General features: G+C 38.3%; 20 protein-coding genes. 1 reads left to right on the top strand and 19 read right to left on the bottom strand.

What is annotated here, in order from left to right; translation table 11 throughout:
- Positions 1–31 precede the first annotated feature (31 nt).
- The 11 genes from E5983_RS09775 to E5983_RS01665 all read right to left on the bottom strand — a co-directional run bounded on the left by E5983_RS09775 (position 32) and on the right by E5983_RS01665 (position 15,101).
- Entirely contained in the window at positions 32–7,573 is a 7,542-nt protein-coding gene (locus tag E5983_RS09775; protein ID WP_237397559.1) for a PBECR4 domain-containing protein, read from the bottom strand.
- Positions 7,574–7,584: 11 nt separating this feature from the next.
- The gene (locus E5983_RS01710) at positions 7,585–7,845 is read right to left on the bottom strand and encodes a hypothetical protein (protein WP_160332199.1); all 261 of its coding nucleotides are present in this window, start codon (positions 7,843–7,845) and stop codon (positions 7,585–7,587) included.
- 344 nt (positions 7,846–8,189) lie between these two features.
- Complete coding sequence (gene mobP2, locus E5983_RS01705) at positions 8,190–10,556, bottom strand: MobP2 family relaxase (RefSeq protein WP_160332198.1); 2,367 nt, start codon at positions 10,554–10,556, stop codon at positions 8,190–8,192.
- Between the two features lie 15 nt (positions 10,557–10,571).
- Positions 10,572–11,132, bottom strand: coding sequence for a hypothetical protein (locus tag E5983_RS01700; protein WP_160332197.1), 561 nt, complete (start codon positions 11,130–11,132; stop codon positions 10,572–10,574).
- Positions 11,133–11,142: 10 nt separating this feature from the next.
- Positions 11,143–11,598 carry a hypothetical protein gene (locus E5983_RS01695; protein WP_160332196.1) on the bottom strand — a complete coding sequence of 152 codons (456 nt, stop codon included), beginning with the start codon at positions 11,596–11,598 and terminating at the stop codon, positions 11,143–11,145.
- Position 11,599: 1 nt separating this feature from the next.
- Positions 11,600–12,355: a DNA/RNA non-specific endonuclease gene (locus tag E5983_RS01690; RefSeq protein WP_160332195.1), complete on the bottom strand. Its 756-nt coding sequence runs from the start codon at positions 12,353–12,355 to the stop codon at positions 11,600–11,602.
- The gene (locus E5983_RS01685) at positions 12,342–12,704 is read right to left on the bottom strand and encodes a hypothetical protein (RefSeq protein WP_160332194.1); all 363 of its coding nucleotides are present in this window, start codon (positions 12,702–12,704) and stop codon (positions 12,342–12,344) included. Before E5983_RS01685 ends, E5983_RS01690 begins: the two co-directional genes overlap by 14 nt.
- On the bottom strand, positions 12,688–13,029 hold the full coding sequence (locus E5983_RS01680; RefSeq protein WP_160332193.1) for a hypothetical protein: 342 nt from the start codon (positions 13,027–13,029) through the stop codon (positions 12,688–12,690). The genes E5983_RS01685 and E5983_RS01680 overlap by 17 nt, the downstream gene beginning before the upstream one ends.
- Before the next feature lie 305 nt (positions 13,030–13,334).
- Positions 13,335–13,622: a hypothetical protein gene (locus E5983_RS01675; RefSeq protein ID WP_160332192.1), complete on the bottom strand. Its 288-nt coding sequence runs from the start codon at positions 13,620–13,622 to the stop codon at positions 13,335–13,337.
- 109 nt (positions 13,623–13,731) lie between these two features.
- Complete coding sequence (locus E5983_RS01670) at positions 13,732–14,058, bottom strand: hypothetical protein (RefSeq protein WP_160332191.1); 327 nt, start codon at positions 14,056–14,058, stop codon at positions 13,732–13,734.
- Between the two features lie 44 nt (positions 14,059–14,102).
- A complete protein-coding gene (locus E5983_RS01665) occupies positions 14,103–15,101 on the bottom strand; it encodes a hypothetical protein (protein WP_160332190.1) in 999 nt (332 codons plus the stop codon).
- A 73-nt stretch (positions 15,102–15,174) separates the two neighbouring features.
- On the opposite strand from E5983_RS01665, the gene E5983_RS01660 reads away from it, so the two are divergent.
- Entirely contained in the window at positions 15,175–16,110 is a 936-nt protein-coding gene (locus E5983_RS01660; protein WP_160332189.1) for a hypothetical protein, read from the top strand.
- On the opposite strand, the gene E5983_RS01655 is transcribed toward E5983_RS01660, so the two are convergent.
- From E5983_RS01655 to E5983_RS10095, 8 genes are all read right to left on the bottom strand, one after another.
- Positions 16,096–16,347 carry a hypothetical protein gene (locus E5983_RS01655; RefSeq protein WP_160332188.1) on the bottom strand — a complete coding sequence of 84 codons (252 nt, stop codon included), beginning with the start codon at positions 16,345–16,347 and terminating at the stop codon, positions 16,096–16,098. The two genes, E5983_RS01660 and E5983_RS01655, sit on opposite strands and share 15 nt — an antisense overlap.
- A gap of 13 nt (positions 16,348–16,360) precedes the next feature.
- On the bottom strand, positions 16,361–16,591 hold the full coding sequence (locus tag E5983_RS01650; protein ID WP_160332187.1) for a hypothetical protein: 231 nt from the start codon (positions 16,589–16,591) through the stop codon (positions 16,361–16,363).
- A complete protein-coding gene (locus tag E5983_RS01645; RefSeq protein WP_160332186.1) occupies positions 16,566–17,039 on the bottom strand; it encodes a thioredoxin family protein in 474 nt (157 codons plus the stop codon). Before E5983_RS01645 ends, E5983_RS01650 begins: the two co-directional genes overlap by 26 nt.
- Before the next feature lie 2 nt (positions 17,040–17,041).
- Positions 17,042–17,461 carry a hypothetical protein gene (locus E5983_RS01640; RefSeq protein WP_160332185.1) on the bottom strand — a complete coding sequence of 140 codons (420 nt, stop codon included), beginning with the start codon at positions 17,459–17,461 and terminating at the stop codon, positions 17,042–17,044.
- An 11-nt stretch (positions 17,462–17,472) separates the two neighbouring features.
- Positions 17,473–17,688 (bottom strand): hypothetical protein, encoded by a 216-nt coding sequence (locus tag E5983_RS09685; RefSeq protein WP_202056304.1) that lies wholly within the window; start codon positions 17,686–17,688, stop codon positions 17,473–17,475.
- A 107-nt stretch (positions 17,689–17,795) separates the two neighbouring features.
- Positions 17,796–18,308, bottom strand: coding sequence for a modification methylase Sau96I (locus tag E5983_RS01635; protein WP_202056298.1), 513 nt, complete (start codon positions 18,306–18,308; stop codon positions 17,796–17,798).
- A 54-nt stretch (positions 18,309–18,362) separates the two neighbouring features.
- On the bottom strand, positions 18,363–18,656 hold the full coding sequence (locus E5983_RS01630) for a hypothetical protein (protein ID WP_160332184.1): 294 nt from the start codon (positions 18,654–18,656) through the stop codon (positions 18,363–18,365).
- A 73-nt stretch (positions 18,657–18,729) separates the two neighbouring features.
- Entirely contained in the window at positions 18,730–18,843 is a 114-nt protein-coding gene (locus tag E5983_RS10095; RefSeq protein WP_331251086.1) for an LPXTG cell wall anchor domain-containing protein, read from the bottom strand.
- Positions 18,844–18,906: the final 63 nt, after the last annotated feature.

Raw genomic sequence — 18,906 nt, 5'->3', positions numbered from 1 at the left:
CATGAAAAAAGAGGCTCTCACGAGCACTCTTTTAGGGGTTCAATCCTTTCTTTTTCTCCTGAAACAGACTTCTCTGTTCTTCTATTTGTTGCGCTAAAGAATAGGGCTTTGTGTGCTGTTCAACATACTGGACAATTCTAGCAGTTGTTTGGTGGATCCTTTTCATAGACTGGGTTAACTCCTGATCCGTCAAAGAAGAAAGGTTTTTCGTCCAGATAGCCATGTAGGAAATAGACTTCTCTGAAGTATCGAGTCCAAAATGATTGGATACCAGGTAACTAGTCATTTCAGCCTCTAGTTCCATTTGAACCATCCCAATACTTTCTCGATACAAATCCGTAAATTTAGGATTATGCAGTGTCGCATGGGCTAGTTCATGGATAGTGGTTCCAATCATTTCTCCAGGTGTATTCCTCTTATTCAAGAGAATGGTCTGAGATGCTCGATCGAAACCGCCCTTTGCATTTCCCAGTATCTGAGCATCATCTTCTACAATGGGCACCCCAATCTTCTTAGAATAGTCACACAAGCCTGACAAGACTTCCTTTGTACGCACCTGATCAAGATTAAAATCATAGTGGCGGTTTGGCATGGCCTTCGGATAGGCTTCAGGTTTTAAGGTTGTCTGGGACAATTCAAATACCTTGTAAGTTGTATACCGAGGATAGCCTGTCTCCGGATCTCTTTGTTGGAATTGACGAACAGGGAGCTTGCCTTCTTTTATTAGGGCTTTTTCTTGCGGAGTAGCCTGGGATAACTTTTTATACTGAGGATTGCCCTTATCATTTTTCAGCTGCCGCCCCTGTTCATCAAGGACTGGAATCATATCAACCATAATCGGACGAAACAGGGTAATTTGAGCCTTCTCTCCTGCCTTAACAGACAGATTCCGATAAATCACCTCGTTTACTTCTCCTATCTTCTTGTTCTTATAGATAGCCTTGGTTCCAATAACATCTTCTGGAGTAATTCCTAGACTTTCACCCATACCTTGCCATTGCTTGTAAGTTGCGACTGCATTAGCACCTGGCCATTGTGCTTGAATCAAAGCAGCATTTCTCGGAGACAGTTGCGGAAAACGGCTCATGAAATCCAGGTATTCTTTTAGAGCTTCTGGAGACTGCGAAAACTCTCGGATTTTCTGAAAGGCCACTTCACTGAGTTCATGAGCTGAAATTTGGCTGTAGCCTACCTTCTCTGCTTGGAGTGGATCCTGCCCTTCCTCCACAAACACAGAGTCAGATTGTTGCTCTTCTTTTTCTTTCAGCTGGGAAGGATCAGGGAGACTTTCCAGCTCCTTTTCTTCCTCCTTCTCCTGAGATACTGAAGACAATAGTTCTTGGACTGCATCCTTATCTTTTTCTGTTTTCGGATGAAATTTCCCAGAGCTTGGCAATTGTAGCTGCCCATCATCGGTCAATTCCACAGCAACCTTCCGGAGCCCTTTGACAAAGTAAATCGTTGGTTGCTTTTTCCATTGGCTTAATTTACCAGCATCAATCAATTCTTGAACCTTGGGATGAATGGTAACATTGTCCATCTTATCCTGCATAGCCTTCAATTTAACCAATTCAGCCTTGTAACGCTTAATGGTTTGAGGAGAGTAAGAACCTTCACCCTTCTCAGCCTTAGCGATTTCGGCTTCAATCAGAGGAATGTTCTCTACACTAATATCAAGTCCTGTTCCCCTACGGTTTAATCCTTGTTTCTTCCAGCGCTCCTTATCCTCTAAAGACGCTACCTTTTCTTCTTGTTTTTTAATTTCATCTAACAGAGCAAAGACCTTGTCTTCTTTCTGGCCTTGTTTTTTCAAGAAAGATTGACCACCCCGTTTATCATTCATCGGCTGGCCATTTGTTAGTTTCTGATGATCCATAGCGGCACCAATCGCCTCATCTCGCTCCTTTTTCAAGCGTTCTAACTTGGCTCTAGACCGTCTAAGAGCGTAACTCTCTTCCTCTACCTGAGAATCATTTTCAGCAACCGTAACCCTATTTTCCAGTTGATTGAAGATTTCTTCATCCATCTTGGCCAAGGCTTCATAACCTTCCAAACGACGGTAGCCCATCCCTAAAAGCCTTGAAATAGGTTCAATTTCATCCCCGATGTTATAACGAACACCTTCTTTAATCAGTTTCCCTCCAGGAGCATAGACATCAAATTTAATCTTGGTGTAAGGAATATAAGCGTCCTGATTCCCTGTTTCATTGGCAATTTCTGCGCTCTCCTTATTCCGCTCATAAAACGCCTTATTTTGTTCATAAAGCACTTCCGCAAAGCTCTGATAGTCTACACGGTCTATCTCGTTAAACGGAAGCTGAGGGCTATCAGGCCAGCGTTCAAACCATTGAATCTGTACATGATAGCTTTCCTCATAAATACGATCTTGACTCCAGTCCCGATAAAAAGCTGATTCTTTATTGACCAACCCTAATTGATCCGCAGCTTCAACGACAGCCGTAAAATCACCTTCATGAGCATCTGAAAGCTCATAATAACGCTCCCAGGCTGCTTGAAATTTTTCAAGAGGCTCTATTCCTAGATTTCTAACATCTCCTAGATTGTAAGCAGTATCTAAAACAGGTGTAAATTCTTCAGCTGAAATAGACAGCATTTCCTGGCCATCTGTATTTTCAATATTAGAAGCAAGAAAAGCTTCCACTTCCTCTTGTTTATAGAGACCTGAATCGGCTACACTAATCTGGACAGAATTAATCTGTCCAGCTATATTCTCTAGCTCATTTTCAATTTGAAAATCATTTCCCCAGTCACTACCATAAGCAAGATAACCCAACTTTTCTTCTCCCTTGATAAGTGCTAAAGTCCATGGAGCCTGTGCTTCAGATAGTTGGTTCAGCTCTATTCCACTATGTACCACTAGCTCTACTTGATGTTCCTGACCAAAATCTTCTTGATTTGTATATAAGACTCGACCATCATCTTGAGCCATAGCTAGCAGATTTCTCTCAGCTGATAAATTCTCTTGAATTTGAGGGATGGAAGAAACTAGACTATTAGCTGCATTGGTACCTAACATTTCTTCAATACTTCTATCCACACTTTCCTTCACCTCTTGAACTGTCTCAACATCAATAGACTCTTCATACTGCTTATTTTGCAGGATAGACAACATTTCCTGGCCACCGTCTTTAACGTATTCCTCGTTAATAGAAAGTTGTTCAATGATGCCATCACGATTCCGAAAAACACCAAGAATGATTTTTTCATCAGTGTTATCCAAATCTGCTTTAATCTCACCTTTAATTTTCATAAGTGATGCTGGTACTAACTCATCACCAATATCTTTAAACAGCAATAAGAAGTCTTCATCCTTGCTTTTTATTGCCTCAGACAGGTTTAAACGCTTAGCAGTTCTGACTTCTTCTAAGTTATCTAAGACAAATGAGGTTGGATCCAAAATATCCTCTAACATTGGTAATACTTGTAACTTATCCTTCAAGTTATTGCTTACCAATATTTGATTATAGTTTCCATAGCCTTGTGCAAAATCTACTACAAAATCAGAAGCCTGTTTTACAGAATCAATGGGTCTAATTCCTGTTAAGTGTAAAAAATTCTCTTGCTTGAATGACACATCCAGTATATTCATCTCTCCTTTATCAGAATAAAAATAATGAATATGACTACCTGATAGCTCATCCAAATACCATTGAGCTGTTCTTTGAATCGATGGAGAATACTGATTCATTCGCTTCAGATCCTCTGCATTGATAGGGTGATACTTGGATTTTCTTCTTTGTACTGGTTCAAAATTTGTGTTAAAATGTAGGTAATGATAGGGTGATGTCGGGTGACTGGTAACAGTTTGCTCAAAGGTAGCAGTTTCTGCTACGGGTTTGGTACTGCCTTCAGCCTCGAGTTGTAAAAAACCCTCCCCAACACTGGCCCTATCATCCAAAATCTCTTGAGTTTTCTCAGGAGATTTTTCTTTTTGTTCAGCTACCTTAATCTCTTCATCTAAACTTTTCACCACAAGTGCATCTTTTTCTAACAAAGCTGATTTATGAGGATTACCTTCTGACAGATAGAAACCAATGGATTCCCAGTCAGATCCAATATCGATTCGCATCTGTCCTGAAATAGATTCCTGATTCGCATCCAAAACTTCAAAATAGGTCTTATAATAGCCCTGGGGACTAAAATGATACTTACTGTAAAGCTCCCTCGCAAATGCCTCATACGGAATGATTTCTCCTGATTGATAGTTAAAATCATGCTCTGAAAATTCAAAGCGGACAAAATAATCCTTGCCTGTCTTTTCCAAGTTATACATAGCCACTACCTCGTCAAATGCCTTGTCATAAGCTGTTTTTGCCTCATTCCAAGTAGAAGAAACGGCTGCCTTTAAATCCTCTAAGAAAGCAAGTTGATACTCAGAGTTCAAATCTAGCTTGTCCAGATGATTATGAATATTCGATTCATCAATAGGATCCCCATTTAAAGCCAGGAAGCCACTGACTCCAACCTCAGAAGAATTTTTAAGGGATACTGTGAATAAATCATCCTTATTCTCAATAGTTGGAACTAAACCATGGAAGACTTCTATCTCATCAGAAGAAGCTCCCCTATCATATAATTCGGAATCCTGCTCCAAATAGAAGCCTTTTTCATCAAGCGATACTATATCTTGAATCAACTCGTCTACTTTTTCCTGATGAGCCTGTATCTGCTCCTTCACGTCATTGAAAGCTTCCTGATCCAATTGGTAAAGTATGGGCTGCTCTATCCTCCAACCCAAGCGCTCCCCTAAAGACTCAGTCTCCTGTCCAATTTCATAATGAATATGTTTTAATTGGATGTTCTCATGGGGATATTTAGCGAGAATGTTAAACTCGATTGAAAAGCTCTCTTCACTACTAGTTTGGTTAGCTGTATACAATTCGGTCATGAATTCTCGATAAGGAACTAAGCCCCATTCTTCCAAGTTAGGATGCAGAGATACATAAGCCTCATCAATCTTTTCTTTTGTGAAATCAGGGTGGGTGGTGCTTTGAATTTGAACTGAATACTGAGTAATCGGTGGCAAGATCAAATCTTTCAATAGACCTGACTTCAAGTCCTCAAACTCCTGTATATCTGATTCCGTAAAGGTTCCCATTTTGACCATCGTTTGAACAGGGTAAACCCATCCATCTTCCGAAAGCAATGACCACATCTTTTTATTATCAGAAACCCGTATCAGCGACTGATCCCTATTATCGTATCCTTGCGAACCCTGATAGTTATCGTGTTTTCCTAGGTAGACAACACCTTCTTTAAGAAAAACAGAATAGTCCTGATAGATGGAATATCTAGCTGAATCCATCTTGATTACTTCTGGAGCTAGCACTTGACCAGCCTTTTGATTCACTTCAAAGGCTTTTTCTTGTGCTTTTGGAACAACAAGCCCTTCCTCTCGAATATCATCTACTACCTGAAGAGGCTGTTCCTCAATTCGTGCCAGTAACAAATCCAAGTCAGAACGGCTTAATACAAGATCCCCCTCTTGTTCATCCAGGTAATGATAAAAAGCATTTGGAATCGTCACAAACCCGTAATTATAATCTCTAACTCCTGATTCAATTAAAGGATATTCCAGCATCCGCTCAATAGACTGTGACAGGCTATTGAGGGTTTGCGCACCGTAGGAATGGCCAAAATGATCACCTGAGAGACTCTCGACTTGCCTATTAGTGTTATAAGCAGCTATCGCCAATTCGCCAATAAAGCGGGTTGAAATGTCCACGCTCAATGTACGCTGATACGGTTTTAGGGCTTGATAGAGTGAATCTTGTTCTACCGTCCCTTTCTTCTTATACAGGTTTACGGTTTCATCATCAATAGAGGCTAAGATTGATCTAAGGGGAGCCAGGATTTCGAATCGTTTATCATTGACATACTTAGTCGGATGGCTATTGCCAAGCTTTTTAAAAACATCATACAGGTAAACATCTGTATCAAAACTAATCGTGAGTTCCCCTGCTTTAATTCGTTCTTCAATTCGTTTAGCAAGTTGCTTGTTTTCTTGTTTAATCTCATCATAGGTTTTCACCTGAGAAATAGACGGATCTTGCTGTTCCCCCAGCTTGTATTTCTCCATAATTTTTTCAGCTGCTTGGTTGTAATGCTCCACTACGTCCTCCCAAATTTCAGGTAATTGATCCTCCAATTTAGTGAGAAACTCAACCGACCTTTGTTCTGAAAAATCTTGCTCAGCTAGATAGTCTCGAATCCCGTCCCTATCGAGTACAGTCCCATCAATAGAAAGATACCCCGTTGCTCCATCATTAGCCGATTCTTCGACGTACAAGGGAACTCCATCAATCTGATACTGTTGATCTTCCAGAAGACTATGAAAATCCTCTAAGATAGCATCATCTGCTCCAAGATTTAGGAGTTCTTCATCCTGCCATAAATAATAAGATGAATCATCCTGTGTGATTGATGTAGTATAGGCATCGACTTCGCTTTGAATATCGACATCTTGAAACAAGTCACCTTGTTTAGAAGACTGCTTTTTGAGAACATAATTCCAATCAGACTTCACCTGTCCCTCCTCCAAAATCGGCGGTAAATCAACGCTGACAGACACACCTTTCCTCTCTAAGGAACCAATAAAATTCCTTCCCGCCTCATCATTATCAACTGCTAGAGTAATTTTGCCCTGGTTTTTGTTGTCCGCAAAATAACCCCTTGCTAGGGCTGCATCCAAGGCTTTTTCAAGCTCCTTTTTAGTCCAATGCAATGGACGGCCAGACAATTCTGCTTCAAGCTGCGCTAGATGATAGGAGATGGTTGATTCTTTCAATCCATTCATCGATACCAAACGAACATCAGCTAGATCTTCTCTCTTTAATTGATAATAAGACATGAGATCGATAGGAGACTCTGCAAAAACTAAACGCTGAGGCTGGCCAATATCGACATGAAAGCCTGTTAGCGAATCCGAATTTTTCAGAATCACCTTGGCATAGCCATGTTTACTCCATTTATCCCAGTTTTCCTCAATTCCTTGCAAAGAAGCTCCTACTAGCTCTTTAGAAAAAGATAGAGACTTGAACACAATAACAGGCTCCGGAAGTGACTGACCACCCAAGCGTTTCGCAGGCTCATCCCAGAAAGCATCTAGTTTCGCATTCGCTTGAGAAAGCACCCCTTGCTTGAGGAAAAAATCAATCGTCTCATCAGAAAGACCCCGTTGTTCTTTTAGAAATTGCCGTCCCTCGATCAAAGGTTTCTCATAAGATTCTAAATAATAGTGAAATGCTTCTCGTCGAGACTCAGTTAATTGAAAATCTTTAAATTGTCTATCATTCAAAAAGTCTATAGCCTGGTTAAAATTGACTTTCTTCATACTCTCGACAAGGGCAATAACATCCCCTCCTTCACCTTCCCTTGAAAACCAATTCCATAGGTTCTTGTCAGGATTAATGACTAATGAATCATGTTCCTTCCAACGATAATCCTTACCTGAACGAAAGAGTTCCATGCCCAGGTCACGAGCTACATCCAAAATCGAACGAGAACGAGCATATTCAATTCGTTCTCTTCTTGATTTTCCTTGATGATTCATCTCTAATCCTCCTAAAATCTTTCAAACAACGGAACATAGCCTTCAGGTTTTGAGTCCTTGACCATATCTTCTGGCAACTCAACTAAGTCCCCAACTGCAAATTGAAAATACTGTTCGGGATTTTCTTTAAAATCAAGCATCAACTCAAGCTTTGAATTGGCACCAAGACCACCAAAGGTCACGTTCTTTCCAACTGGATCCAGATCCAACACCAACCATTCCTCTTGAAAATCAAACTCGTCTAAAGAGACTCCTGGAAATAATAAGCCCATTTGACTACTCCTTTCACTTTTTATAGTTAGTCTAAGTAATCATTAAAAAATCTCTTGTAAAGGGCTATCTGACTGAAAAAATTAGAATAAAAACAAAACAAAAAAGCCGCCCCCCACTGGAGACGACTAGCCTTCGAAAATTATAGGAAAAGTTGACGTTTTTTTGATAAAAAGGCAAATCATTAACAGTGTATGTATGATGTTAACGATTCAGAAAATTTGCCAATCGCTCAAAATACCAGTTGCAGCAAAAAAACCGCCTCGAGTATGAGACGGCTGGTGTTAGAAAATCAATGGAACCTTTCCATTAAATTTTTAACCATTGTACCATATTTCCAAGGCTATCAGAGAAGCTGCTCCTTCTCCTCCTGATCTTGTTCGTATCTTTCTTGATCCTCGCCCCTCTCTCTTTCCATCAGGGCTCTTCTATTAGCCCTCTGAGCACTATCCAATGAACGAGATAAGCTATTCAGAAATTGTAGATTAAACTGCGCCTTTCCCTTGGATTGCAGAAGGTTCTCTTTTTTTAATACTTTTTGTGCTTCCATCCGCTTAGAAACAACGGCCGATAATTGATTATCCTGATCCCTATTGACTGATAAGCTAGCATAAAGATTTTTCAACTCTTGAAAAGCCTTAGCATTTTCGATTTTCAGTTCTCGATTGTCGATTCCTGCCTCTATTTTGCGATTACGAACCTGGATCCTATTTTTCAGCTGAAAAATAGAGATATGAGTTTGTAAATCGTTTAAATACTCCTTCTTAGAAATCGATTTTCCTTGTAGCAACAATAAGATTCCTTCATCCTTAAGTCCCTGGACATAGTTCATCTCTTCTCTCAGCCGTCTGATTGGGAGCTGGATTACTCCTGCCTCCGCCTTATCAATAGATAAAGTCACACTATCCTGAAATTTAGCAGATAACCGTTCTTTTAAAGCCCTATCTTCTGGACTCAATTTATAGTTAGGAATCAACTGGAGATTAACTAGTTTCAATTCCTCCTGTAATTGCTGCTGTTTAAAGATTACAAATGGCCTGTCCATATCCAGGGCATCCACCTGGTTCAATAGTTTCTGCTGTGCCAATAGCTGCCCTTTTCGTTCCTCTAGACTGGACAGTTTAAGAGCATAGCGGAAGATACCCAGCTCCTGGACTTCTTTAGGACTAGGATCCGGCTTCTTTTTGGCCGCATCCACCAGTGCTTTTAATTCGTCCCTTGAAAAAACGGACAGATCTTTCAATCCTAGTTGCTTTTGATCGATATTCTCCTCCATTTGCCCAATATCATAGACAGCCTCCTCTACAAAGCTAGCCTCTCCAAGACCATTCCCATACTTATCATAAGCAGCGTAGACTGGTTTGATAATCTTGAGAGGCTGCTCCCCATTTTTTAACTGATACCCCAGCTTCTCCCAGTCTTTGCCCGTCCGAACGATTCTGGCAGCTGGGTACTGCTTCCAAATTCGTTCTTGATTCCTTTGAGAGAATGTTGAAAGATTACTCTGTGCCCACTTCTCTTGAATACGAGGAGCTTCCTGGCGAAAAGTCACTAGAATCTTATTGGCCAAGTGTTCCCTAAGTTCATACTCCCTAGCAGCCAGCAACTTTTCCAACTGATAACCCTTGGATAATTCCTGAGAACGAACAAGGTTCCCATCAATCTGCCGCAGCTTCTCATAAGATTTATTTTCATCTGCTGAATAGACATTCTGATAGACCTGTAAAAATTGCCTAGTCTCATCTAAGAATTCCTGATAAAGCTCTCGCCCATCATTTTTCAAATAAGAGTCTAGGTAACGGTCGATAAAGAACTTACTAACCGCAAAATCCCTTGCATTGGATCCATACCGCCACTTTTTGGATAATGGGAGATGATTATAGGCTTGTTCCAAAAAATTTTTTTCAGTTGCCGTCCGAACTTGATTATCACGGAAAACTTGATCAAGAAGCTGACTTTTCAAATTGACCAGTACCTGTTCTTTTCGGATAATATTAGATCTCGTATTTTCGTGGATCAAACCATGAAAGATCTCACTTTTCAAACGATCCATTGTTTTTTGCGAGAAATTACCCTTATACTCCATTCGCCCACGTGGACGGTAGAAAATCTGTTCCCGATTTGATTCAACCTCCGATAAGCCAAAGTGAACATGAATGTTATCGGTGTTGAGATGGATATTCGCCCACCAAAAAGCAGAATCAGACAAGCCCTCTCTGGCAATCATTTTAGGAAGTGCTTCCCGCACAACAGCTTTAATGGCTTGTTGATCCACTTGGCCAGTCGCAAGATCATAGAGTCCCTCTTGAGCCAAGAACTGATTATCAAATGAAATGACTCCCTGCCAAAGGAGAGAGCCATTTTGATAAGCCTGATTCAATTTTTCTTTTAATTCACTAACTTTGCTTCGTTGCATGTGATTTGTATCTTGCGTAAAAATCGCTGTCACTTCTTCTGTTTGTTTACCTGTCGCATAAGAGCGATTCATGTAACCAATATAGTCTTCAAAATTTAACTGCAATTCAGGAACATCTTGCCTTATTTTTGTAATCTCACTCTCCGTCAATAGTTCCATTCCCTGCATACGATTTTCCAATTCAAGTTCATTAGTTAGCTGAACAGCTTCATCTCGATTCATATAATCAACATAACGAGAAGTCGGCTCTGTGTATTGCAGCATGAATGTAACAGCTGGACTAGACGATTTACTCATTTTTTCTCCCTTTCATCAGAATAAGCCTTCTTTTCTTAATCTGGCATAATCTTTTAACAATGGTTGTAATTCCTCAGATTCAACCTTAAATTCACTAAACCATACCCCTGATTGAGAAATATGTAAATCCTTTTTATCAACAATAAATTGCATGGGAATTAATAAAATATTTGAATTTTCTAATTCTAAACCACTTTCTCGTTCCAAGAAAGCAACTATAAAATCCTGACTCCCTTTTGTCCGAATATGCCAATAGTAAGTGTTCCCATTTTTCTTTTTATGCAAGGAACTGTATTTTACATCAACCGTTAGACCTTCAAACCAAAAATCATAGATAGGATTATTTTTCTCAAAAAACTTATTAGCATCTGTTGCAGATGGAACATATTTCTGAAAAAGCTCTTTAGCCATACCACCAAGTCTAGCTGTTCTGGAACCATAATTAATTTTATCCTGAATTTTCAAACAACCACTCTGAATCAGTTTTAGATGAGCTATATGAGTAGGTAAGCCCGACTGTCTAACAGATTCATGAAAATCACCTGTCTCTAAGTATATTTCAATAATATCTTTCATTTCTCCCTCCTCAATGAGAATATTTCATTGTCTTGCCTCTTGTCCTATCTTCTTTTATGATTTCTTTAATTCTGGCCATAAGTTCATGTTGTAGCGGATCCATTCTCGAATGAACAGACTCTAAATTTTGGACATCAAACTCTTCACCTTTGGTAATCGCATGAAAATTGGTTAACTCTAAATAGAGCAACTGGTCTAGCTGTTGGTGTAGCAATTTCAAATCACTATCCATTTGATTTTGGGAACCAGCAAAATTTTTTTCCAACTGAGACAGTCGTTCAAAATAATTCTGCCTGCCATCATTTTCTAGAAACAATTTATAGAATGTATCAATCAACATCACCAAGGCTGCAGAATTAATTTTTTGTTGGCGAGGTAAGGCAGAAGAATCTACCAAATACTCTTTAATCTGCTCCAGTTTTTCATTCGTTTCTTGATTAAAATAAATATTGATTCGTTTTGACATACTAGTTCCTCCTTGATTCTCGGAATGATCCTGTCAAATGATATATTTCATATCCCATTTGAACATTCCAAATATAGACATCAAAAGAAAGCGAATCATCTTCAATACTTTGTGCTTCTAGTCGAATTCCCCTCGGCAACAATTCAACATTTTTAAAAATAGGAGTTACACGGTAGCGAACATGATTCCCGGTTTCTTGGATATAATCTACCACTAATTTCTCATAGACTTGCGCTTCCTTGTTCAAAGCATTTGTAGCCGTAACGAGATTCTTTTTATTTCCAGGTTCACCTCCAAGCGCAGCTCCTAATAACTGAGAAGGAACATAGATTTGCTCATTAATTTTTTTCCAACCAGCTGGAAAAATCAAAGTATCACCTCGATCTTTTTTCAGAGAGAATGATTCCTTTCCCAACATGACATTTACAATTCCTGCTCGATCTAACCAATCCAAATCTGAATAATGAATCCAAGTTCCTTTTTCTAAACTCAGTTCCTGTGCAGTGAAGTTTGCCTGATTGTTTACCTCAGACACCAAAGCATATTCATCAAAATCTTTAAACCGTAACTCTCGATTTTGTAGCCGAATCAACTCAGTCAGAGCTTGATTTTTTTCTTCAGTTGAATCGACAATATTTAATTGGCTGGCTAAATCATGTTGCGTAAAAACTTCTTTTAGATACGTAAAATTACCCGGCTGTATCAATAGAATCAACAAGAACAAAACACTGACCACTAACAATTTATTTTTCTTCATGAATTATCCTCCCTTCATTTCGTTCAACGCCAAGTGCCTCCACATCATCTACAAATTCTAACCAGGAAACTGTCAATTCCTCTACTACATCCTGTTTCACATTTAAAGCTGTGAGAGAAATTTCTTGCCTCACCAGCATTTCTAAAATCTCATTTTGTTGGGACTTAATCTCTGCCAACAATTCCGCAAATTGATTTTGATAAAGATTCAATCCATCATTCACGGCAATGTTTTGAACCTGCGCCAACATAAATTCATTAAAACTTGGATAGTTATATTTTGTAGAAATCTCTCGTAACTGTTCCAAGGTACCAGATGATATATTCCGAATTTTAATTTCCCTGGTCATGATTTTCTACCTCACCCTCATATTCCAACCAGCGAGAAATACGCTGACCATAATCATTCATTTTTGCATCTAAGTCTGTCAAAATTTTATCTTGCTTTTGTAGCTGTGAGAGCATATGATCCGAAGCCAACTTCATATTTTCTAAATGTGATAAATACAAACTTTGAGCTCCATTAAAATATCCATACTCAATTTTCTCACGACACATGGCTACGAGAAATTCATTGAAAGATTTAAATTTTTTCTGTTCTGCCATAGATTTTAAATACTCAACTTCATGATTACTTAATCCCCGAATCTTAATTTCTGTTTGATTCTTTTTCATATCAGTCACTCCTATCTTTAAACTCTCGGACAATGAAACAAAATTTATCCCATTTTTAAACACACTGAGACACACACAAATACATAATAGGAATTTCTAGCCCAAACTAGTGAAAAGAGCATAAGGGAAACTGTCCCCACATACCGTGGGGAGTTGATAGTATCAACGTTTCCCGTGTCCCCAAATTCTCTCGGCTTCGCCTACTGAAACACACACACATAACACACTCAAACACACTAGTGTGTACAATAACACACTCGGATAACACACTGAAACACACTTATTATCTGTGTCTAAAAGCGTCCTTATTGTGGAAATTCACCTGAAAAATTCTCCGTTTCTGATTCATCTCTCTTCTCCAAACGCTGCTTCTTTTCCTCTTCTTTTAAGACAGCAAGTTCCAATTTTAAATCCTCCAAAACAGAATCATAGGTCTGTTCTTTATTCTTTTTCTTTTGAATTTTAAAATAATTTTTCCCAATTTCTCTTTGAATAGTTTCCTCTGCAATCCTTTTTTCTTCTTCCAAAACTGCAACTTGTTTTAGTGCTTTTTCTAACTTCAATTCAATTTTTTTCAAACCTTTTTTTGCCATTTGTTGGCCTCCTTTTCTGTGATTAGTTTAGTATAAGAGATAATCAAAATTTTCATTTTAAAGGGACAGCTCATGGATAAATCCATACCCCCTTCTTTGATATTTGATACTATTCATTTAACTTGTACTTTGCTATTTTAATGGCTTCATGTCTATAAGACTTAACTGTTCCATCTGAATTTTGATCTAGAAATTGTTTCTTATGAACTACTATGGTTTTAGTGTAATCTTCTACAACTAGACTCTCTAAATCTAGATCGGACAACTTTATTACATCACAAATCCCAAAACTTTCTACGAAAGTCACTATAGCTCTTTTTGCTTTTAAACGTGACGAAAATACTCCAACGGTGCAACTCTGTCTCTCTCTTTTACCAGAATATAGAGGATAGTCTATTTCAACACAAGTAGAATATTCTACTACGTAAACATTCATTTTATTCCTCATATAATTACTAAAAATCGTCTAGCAACTCTCCGTCATTCCATCTCGACTGTTTCAATTGGACTTGAAAATTCAAAGGTTCCATTTTCTACATCTCGTTGTTTTCTATCCAAAGTTTCCAACTTGAGATTAATTTTTTCGATATTATCAGACGCTACTCGAATGGATTGATTTTTAGATTCGATGTTACTATCCAGCAACAAAATACCTCGTCTGTTGTCTTCTAAATCTTCACCTGCTAGATACTTAGATTCAGAAGAAAGACTATCTTTGCGAGATTCATCATCTTCAATAGAAGCCTGTAATTGTTTGATTGATGCTTTAATTTTGGCTTCCTGTCCCTTTTGAAATTCTCGCTCTCTTTTGATCTCCTGAAGTGTAAATTCTTCCCGAGAGACAACTTTTATTGTTTTCGTTTTTAGTTCTGAATTTTGAGGCGTTACATAAAATTGAACGACTTTATCTTCATCAGAATTTTTCTGTAAGACTCGTACTTCTTCATCAGACGAAGAAATTTCAATATCAACTAGGTTAGTAGAAACGGTATTATTGGTCACATCAATCGCAAAAGCTCCAAAATTTTTAGAAACATCTCGAATAATAACCGAGATTTTATTATCTAAAATTGGCACCACATCCATGGTTGTTTTGGAAGATTTCTGTTGAGCATAGAGGTTCCATTTTAAACGTTTTGGATCGATGCCTCTAGCAATTGGTGACGTAGAATCTCGAGTTTCAAACTGCAAAACAATGACTCCTGTTTTCGGTGAATATTCCTGGCTGACCAGCTTAATCTCACCTGTCCCATTTCTAAATATATGCTTTGTCTTCAACTGTTCTTCCGTAAACGTTTGTCTTTGAGGAGACAACATAGCTCCCATTAGAAGACTGATCCAAACCGAAAACATGGTCAAAAAAATGAATATCTTTCGCTTGATAACATTTGTCTCCATCCAGTTTCTGATCCATTTAAACGGTATTAAAATAGGGTTAGAAGTAATTTTCCCAGCCCATTCTTGTAATAAATCTTTCATAAATGACATGTCCTTTCTAGGGTAATAACTGTTAAAATAAAGATAATAATTTATCATTGAGGGGTATAAATTTATGAGTTTTCCATTTGCTTATAGTCTTGAGTTAGAAACTGATTTAACCGCTGAGAAAGCCCATGATTATTCTTGCAATCAGATTTTAACTGATGCTAAAAATTTTCAATGTGGTGAAAACTGTTCCTTCAAATTAACCTTAGCGAACTTCAATAAGCCAGACTATACAAAAACGCCTTATTTTACTCCTGGAGAACGTAACCAGATACATGACTCCAATTGCCAACGTATAATTGATCATTATCAGAAAAGAGAACAAGAGGAAAGATCAAAAAATTACGGAAGCTTTTCTCGTGAGAAAAATAAAATCATTATAGATCTAAATCTTGTTAAAGGGACTCTAGCTAATATCGCTAATCCTAAACAACTGAATAAAAATACTCAATCATCTAAAACAAGTAGCACTGGAATTATACCTCGGTCATCCAACTCATCTTCTAACATTGATAAAACCTTTCGGAGCCATATAAAACAACTCAGTGCCCTTGTCCACTATTTTTTAGAATATCAATCTGGAGAAAAATACACTTTTTACAACAAGAATAGGCAAGAAATTCAACTGAAAAGACACTTTGTCAATCTAGCAGAAGTCGACCAAAGAGGAATCAACTTAGAGGACGTTCATATCTATTACGACACTGCTACAGTAAAATATTTTGATAACAAGCTTCAGCCTGAAAATAGCTATTTTCTAGTTAAATTTAATAGTAAATGTACGATAGATGGCGTTACTAATTATCCATCTATTACGATCAACAAGAGCCTCGCCGACCATCATGGAGTCAAGGGAAAACTCAAAACTCTGGAAAAAGCAGCAAAAGACAAACAGCCTATTAAATTATTTTACTTTGGTAAGTTTCGTAAACACAGCACCAATAAGTACATCAATCCCGATGTAGGTTATGAAGAGATTTTAGATTACTTAGTCATCAGTTAATATTTCAAAATCCATCAATTCTTGATAAGTAAACTCAATAATTTTATAGGAACCAATAAAGCCAAAATCTTCTTGGAAATGAGTTTCAACAGTTTGCTTTGCCTCTTCATAACTAGAAAAAACTCTTGTCCCGCTAATTTCATCTGACCAAGCTACTTCCCCTCTTTTTTGCGGAACTAACCAGACACTTTTTCCAATATTAATTTGAATCAGCACAGCATAATATTTTTGTTCCATTTCTTTAATCCTCCTAAATACAATTCATCTTTTCTGGAACAAGCTCAAGTGTTAACCACAAAGCTTCACTTTCTGAAATATGAGTTAGTTGCCCACCTTCATCATTGAATCGATGCAAGGTAAAAATTCCATCAGGTAATCTCCCTAAAACAACCATATTTCCATGTGTCCTTACCCTCCACAACTCATTTTCAAACTGAAAAGCAGTTTCAGCCCACTTACTGATCTTCATTTTTCGAGTCATTTAAAGCCTCCTGAATAGCTGCCTTGTCAGCCTTAATATTTCCCTTTCTATCCTCAGCAGCATAATCAAATAACTTCACTTTACCACCTCGAATTTGCACAATAGTAGCAGCTCTTTCTACCTTGTATTTTTGAACTAGGGACTGCCCATCTTCTGTATCAACATTGATATAAAATGTCGAAATATCACTGTCCCTTGCTGCTTCTATAATGTCCTGTTTGCCTGCTTTACAATAAGGACAAGTCCGCTTATAAAAAACCAGATTCACATTCTCATTTTCAACAACATCCACATAAACTTCTTGAGTCAAATGTTGATCGTAATCCCTAACATAGTGCTTTTCCAGTAGAGAAATCAAGCCAACACCCGCTAAACTAAGAAGTAGAACCACAATGAATCCTGCCAAAAGCATTTTCCAAAACTGGAACACAGTCAATAAAAATTTCATACTTATTTTTCTTCCTCCAAATAATCAAAAATAGTTCCCTGTACATATCTTGCTGTAGCTAGCCGCTCCATCTCTTTCTTCAAGTTCTGAAATTCATTTGTCATCTGTCGATACAACAAGGGATCAAATTGGCTTCTCTCTAAGACATGCACAATCGGCAACATGGGGAAGCCATCTTTGGCCTCTCGCTGCAAACAGTCCTTGACCATCTTCTGACTTTCAATCACCCCATCAATACGAATTAAGGCAGGAATACTCGTTATATTCCCATCATTTTGATAAAAAGTAAGGGCAATATCTCCAGTAACTATCCCCTCAAAATTCGCATGATCTTCAGGTATTTTAAAATAATGAGCAAAGGCTTCTTGACCAACTGCAATCAAATAATAGCCTCGAATAACTTTAAACGCTTTAGCTTCCAATATAACCCCTCCTAACAAACTTTCAATAATTTAAACGGTGCTTGATAGACATCTGGATTGACGAGTTTGTTCGTCCTGTGAGCAGGAACTGGTTTTTGATGCCTCAGCTGTAAATACTGATAGGCCAATCCTAAGGTGTCAAAAACAAGAATATGATTGTCTTCGTTACAAAGATAATCTCCCATCTCAAAACTAAAAATCACATATTTAACTTTTGCTTTCCTCAAAATAAAATCATCTCCTTCCACTCAGTTGTTGAAACCTACATCACAAATCGCTCACAATAGCCCTCTAACACTCCTGAGACTCTTCTAATACAGAAACCCACATAGTCCTAACAAAGCCTCTCAGGAGCCCCTAGAGACTCAGGAATACGGTCATGAGGAATATATTGGCCTTGCGACAAATCTATCTTTGAATAAAATTCTGGTTGGCTCATTTTGACATAGTCACTTCTTTTCCAACCTCGCCGCAGCTGCCTATAAGAAATAGATACACGGGATTCAATCTCTTTAAAATTAAATCCTAGCTCCAGGTAGGTACGCACAATCGCATCTAAATGATCGTTTGACTCATAGACAATCCGTCTTTGAAAATTAACCTTCTGATCATGGCTATGAAGGGCTTTTTGATAAGCAATAAATAGAAGTCTCATCTCCTCGATTTTTTGGATCCACATGGCATTATAGGGCTTTCCTGAATACTTATTAACCAGGCTGTTTGCCGGATCCATAAATTTCATCTGGATATAATCAAACTCCCCCAGATCATTAAAGGGATCGATAAATCCAATAGGCTCACTAGCAACCAGTTGATTGTATAAATCATCTAGATCTATTCCCATCATCTCTCCTCCTAATCTCTTCATCTCTATCTAGTTCATACGGCAGCGGTATCTGCATTAAAGGTTGAAAGAAGCCCTTAAATTAGCTTTAAAAGCTCGAAACTCTGCTTCTCTTACTTTCAAAGGTTCTGCCTCATCCCCATCTACAACAAAAAAGTAGGGAAGTATCATCTGAAATTCTTGATAATTCATTTCTTGAACCTTATAGACCACAATGAGACTGACAAATTCAGTCTCCCGATAAGCAGCCTCTTCTTCAGACTCGTAGATAATCAAACCCAACCGGATCCAATCCGCAGGCCTTATCAAGTTCAATAATTCTTCTCTAAATCCGACTTTCACATTACTCATGCTCATAAATATCCCTACTACTCCCTCACGATTACAAAGAAAAAGAGAGGGCGAACCCTCTCATAGCTGCTAGTTATTCTGAATCTTTTTTGCGTTTGCCAACTGTACCAAGTCCAAACAGACCACTCACAAGACCCATTAATCCTAGTCCAGACGCTGCTGTACCAGTATTCGGAAGAGTCTTCACTGGCTCTTCTTTAGCTGGAGCAACAGGAGTTGCTGGTTTTTCAGGTTGAGCTGGAGTGACTGG

Origin of the sequence: Streptococcus danieliae (genome assembly GCF_009767945.1) — a bacterium.
Lineage (GTDB): Bacteria > Bacillota > Bacilli > Lactobacillales > Streptococcaceae > Streptococcus > Streptococcus danieliae.
Note: the sequence above shows the minus strand (reverse complement) of the source record. Positions and strands in the feature narration are given on the sequence as shown.

Coding starts and splice junctions, on each gene's coding strand:
- E5983_RS01685 (WP_160332194.1), bottom strand. CDS start 12,704: ATGACCAGGGAAATTAAAATTCGGAATATATCATCTGGTACCTTGGAA.
- E5983_RS01710 (WP_160332199.1), bottom strand. CDS start 7,845: ATGGGCTTATTATTTCCAGGAGTCTCTTTAGACGAGTTTGATTTTCAA.
- E5983_RS01660 (WP_160332189.1), top strand. CDS start 15,175: ATGAGTTTTCCATTTGCTTATAGTCTTGAGTTAGAAACTGATTTAACC.
- E5983_RS01690 (WP_160332195.1), bottom strand. CDS start 12,355: ATGAAGAAAAATAAATTGTTAGTGGTCAGTGTTTTGTTCTTGTTGATT.
- E5983_RS01665 (WP_160332190.1), bottom strand. CDS start 15,101: ATGAAAGATTTATTACAAGAATGGGCTGGGAAAATTACTTCTAACCCT.
- mobP2 (WP_160332198.1), bottom strand. CDS start 10,556: ATGAGTAAATCGTCTAGTCCAGCTGTTACATTCATGCTGCAATACACA.
- E5983_RS01655 (WP_160332188.1), bottom strand. CDS start 16,347: ATGGAACAAAAATATTATGCTGTGCTGATTCAAATTAATATTGGAAAA.
- E5983_RS01645 (WP_160332186.1), bottom strand. CDS start 17,039: ATGAAATTTTTATTGACTGTGTTCCAGTTTTGGAAAATGCTTTTGGCA.
- E5983_RS01650 (WP_160332187.1), bottom strand. CDS start 16,591: ATGACTCGAAAAATGAAGATCAGTAAGTGGGCTGAAACTGCTTTTCAG.
- E5983_RS01695 (WP_160332196.1), bottom strand. CDS start 11,598: ATGTCAAAACGAATCAATATTTATTTTAATCAAGAAACGAATGAAAAA.
- E5983_RS01700 (WP_160332197.1), bottom strand. CDS start 11,132: ATGAAAGATATTATTGAAATATACTTAGAGACAGGTGATTTTCATGAA.
- E5983_RS01635 (WP_202056298.1), bottom strand. CDS start 18,308: ATGATGGGAATAGATCTAGATGATTTATACAATCAACTGGTTGCTAGT.
- E5983_RS01670 (WP_160332191.1), bottom strand. CDS start 14,058: ATGAATGTTTACGTAGTAGAATATTCTACTTGTGTTGAAATAGACTAT.
- E5983_RS01680 (WP_160332193.1), bottom strand. CDS start 13,029: ATGAAAAAGAATCAAACAGAAATTAAGATTCGGGGATTAAGTAATCAT.
- E5983_RS01675 (WP_160332192.1), bottom strand. CDS start 13,622: ATGGCAAAAAAAGGTTTGAAAAAAATTGAATTGAAGTTAGAAAAAGCA.
- E5983_RS09775 (WP_237397559.1), bottom strand. CDS start 7,573: ATGAATCATCAAGGAAAATCAAGAAGAGAACGAATTGAATATGCTCGT.
- E5983_RS01630 (WP_160332184.1), bottom strand. CDS start 18,656: ATGAGTAATGTGAAAGTCGGATTTAGAGAAGAATTATTGAACTTGATA.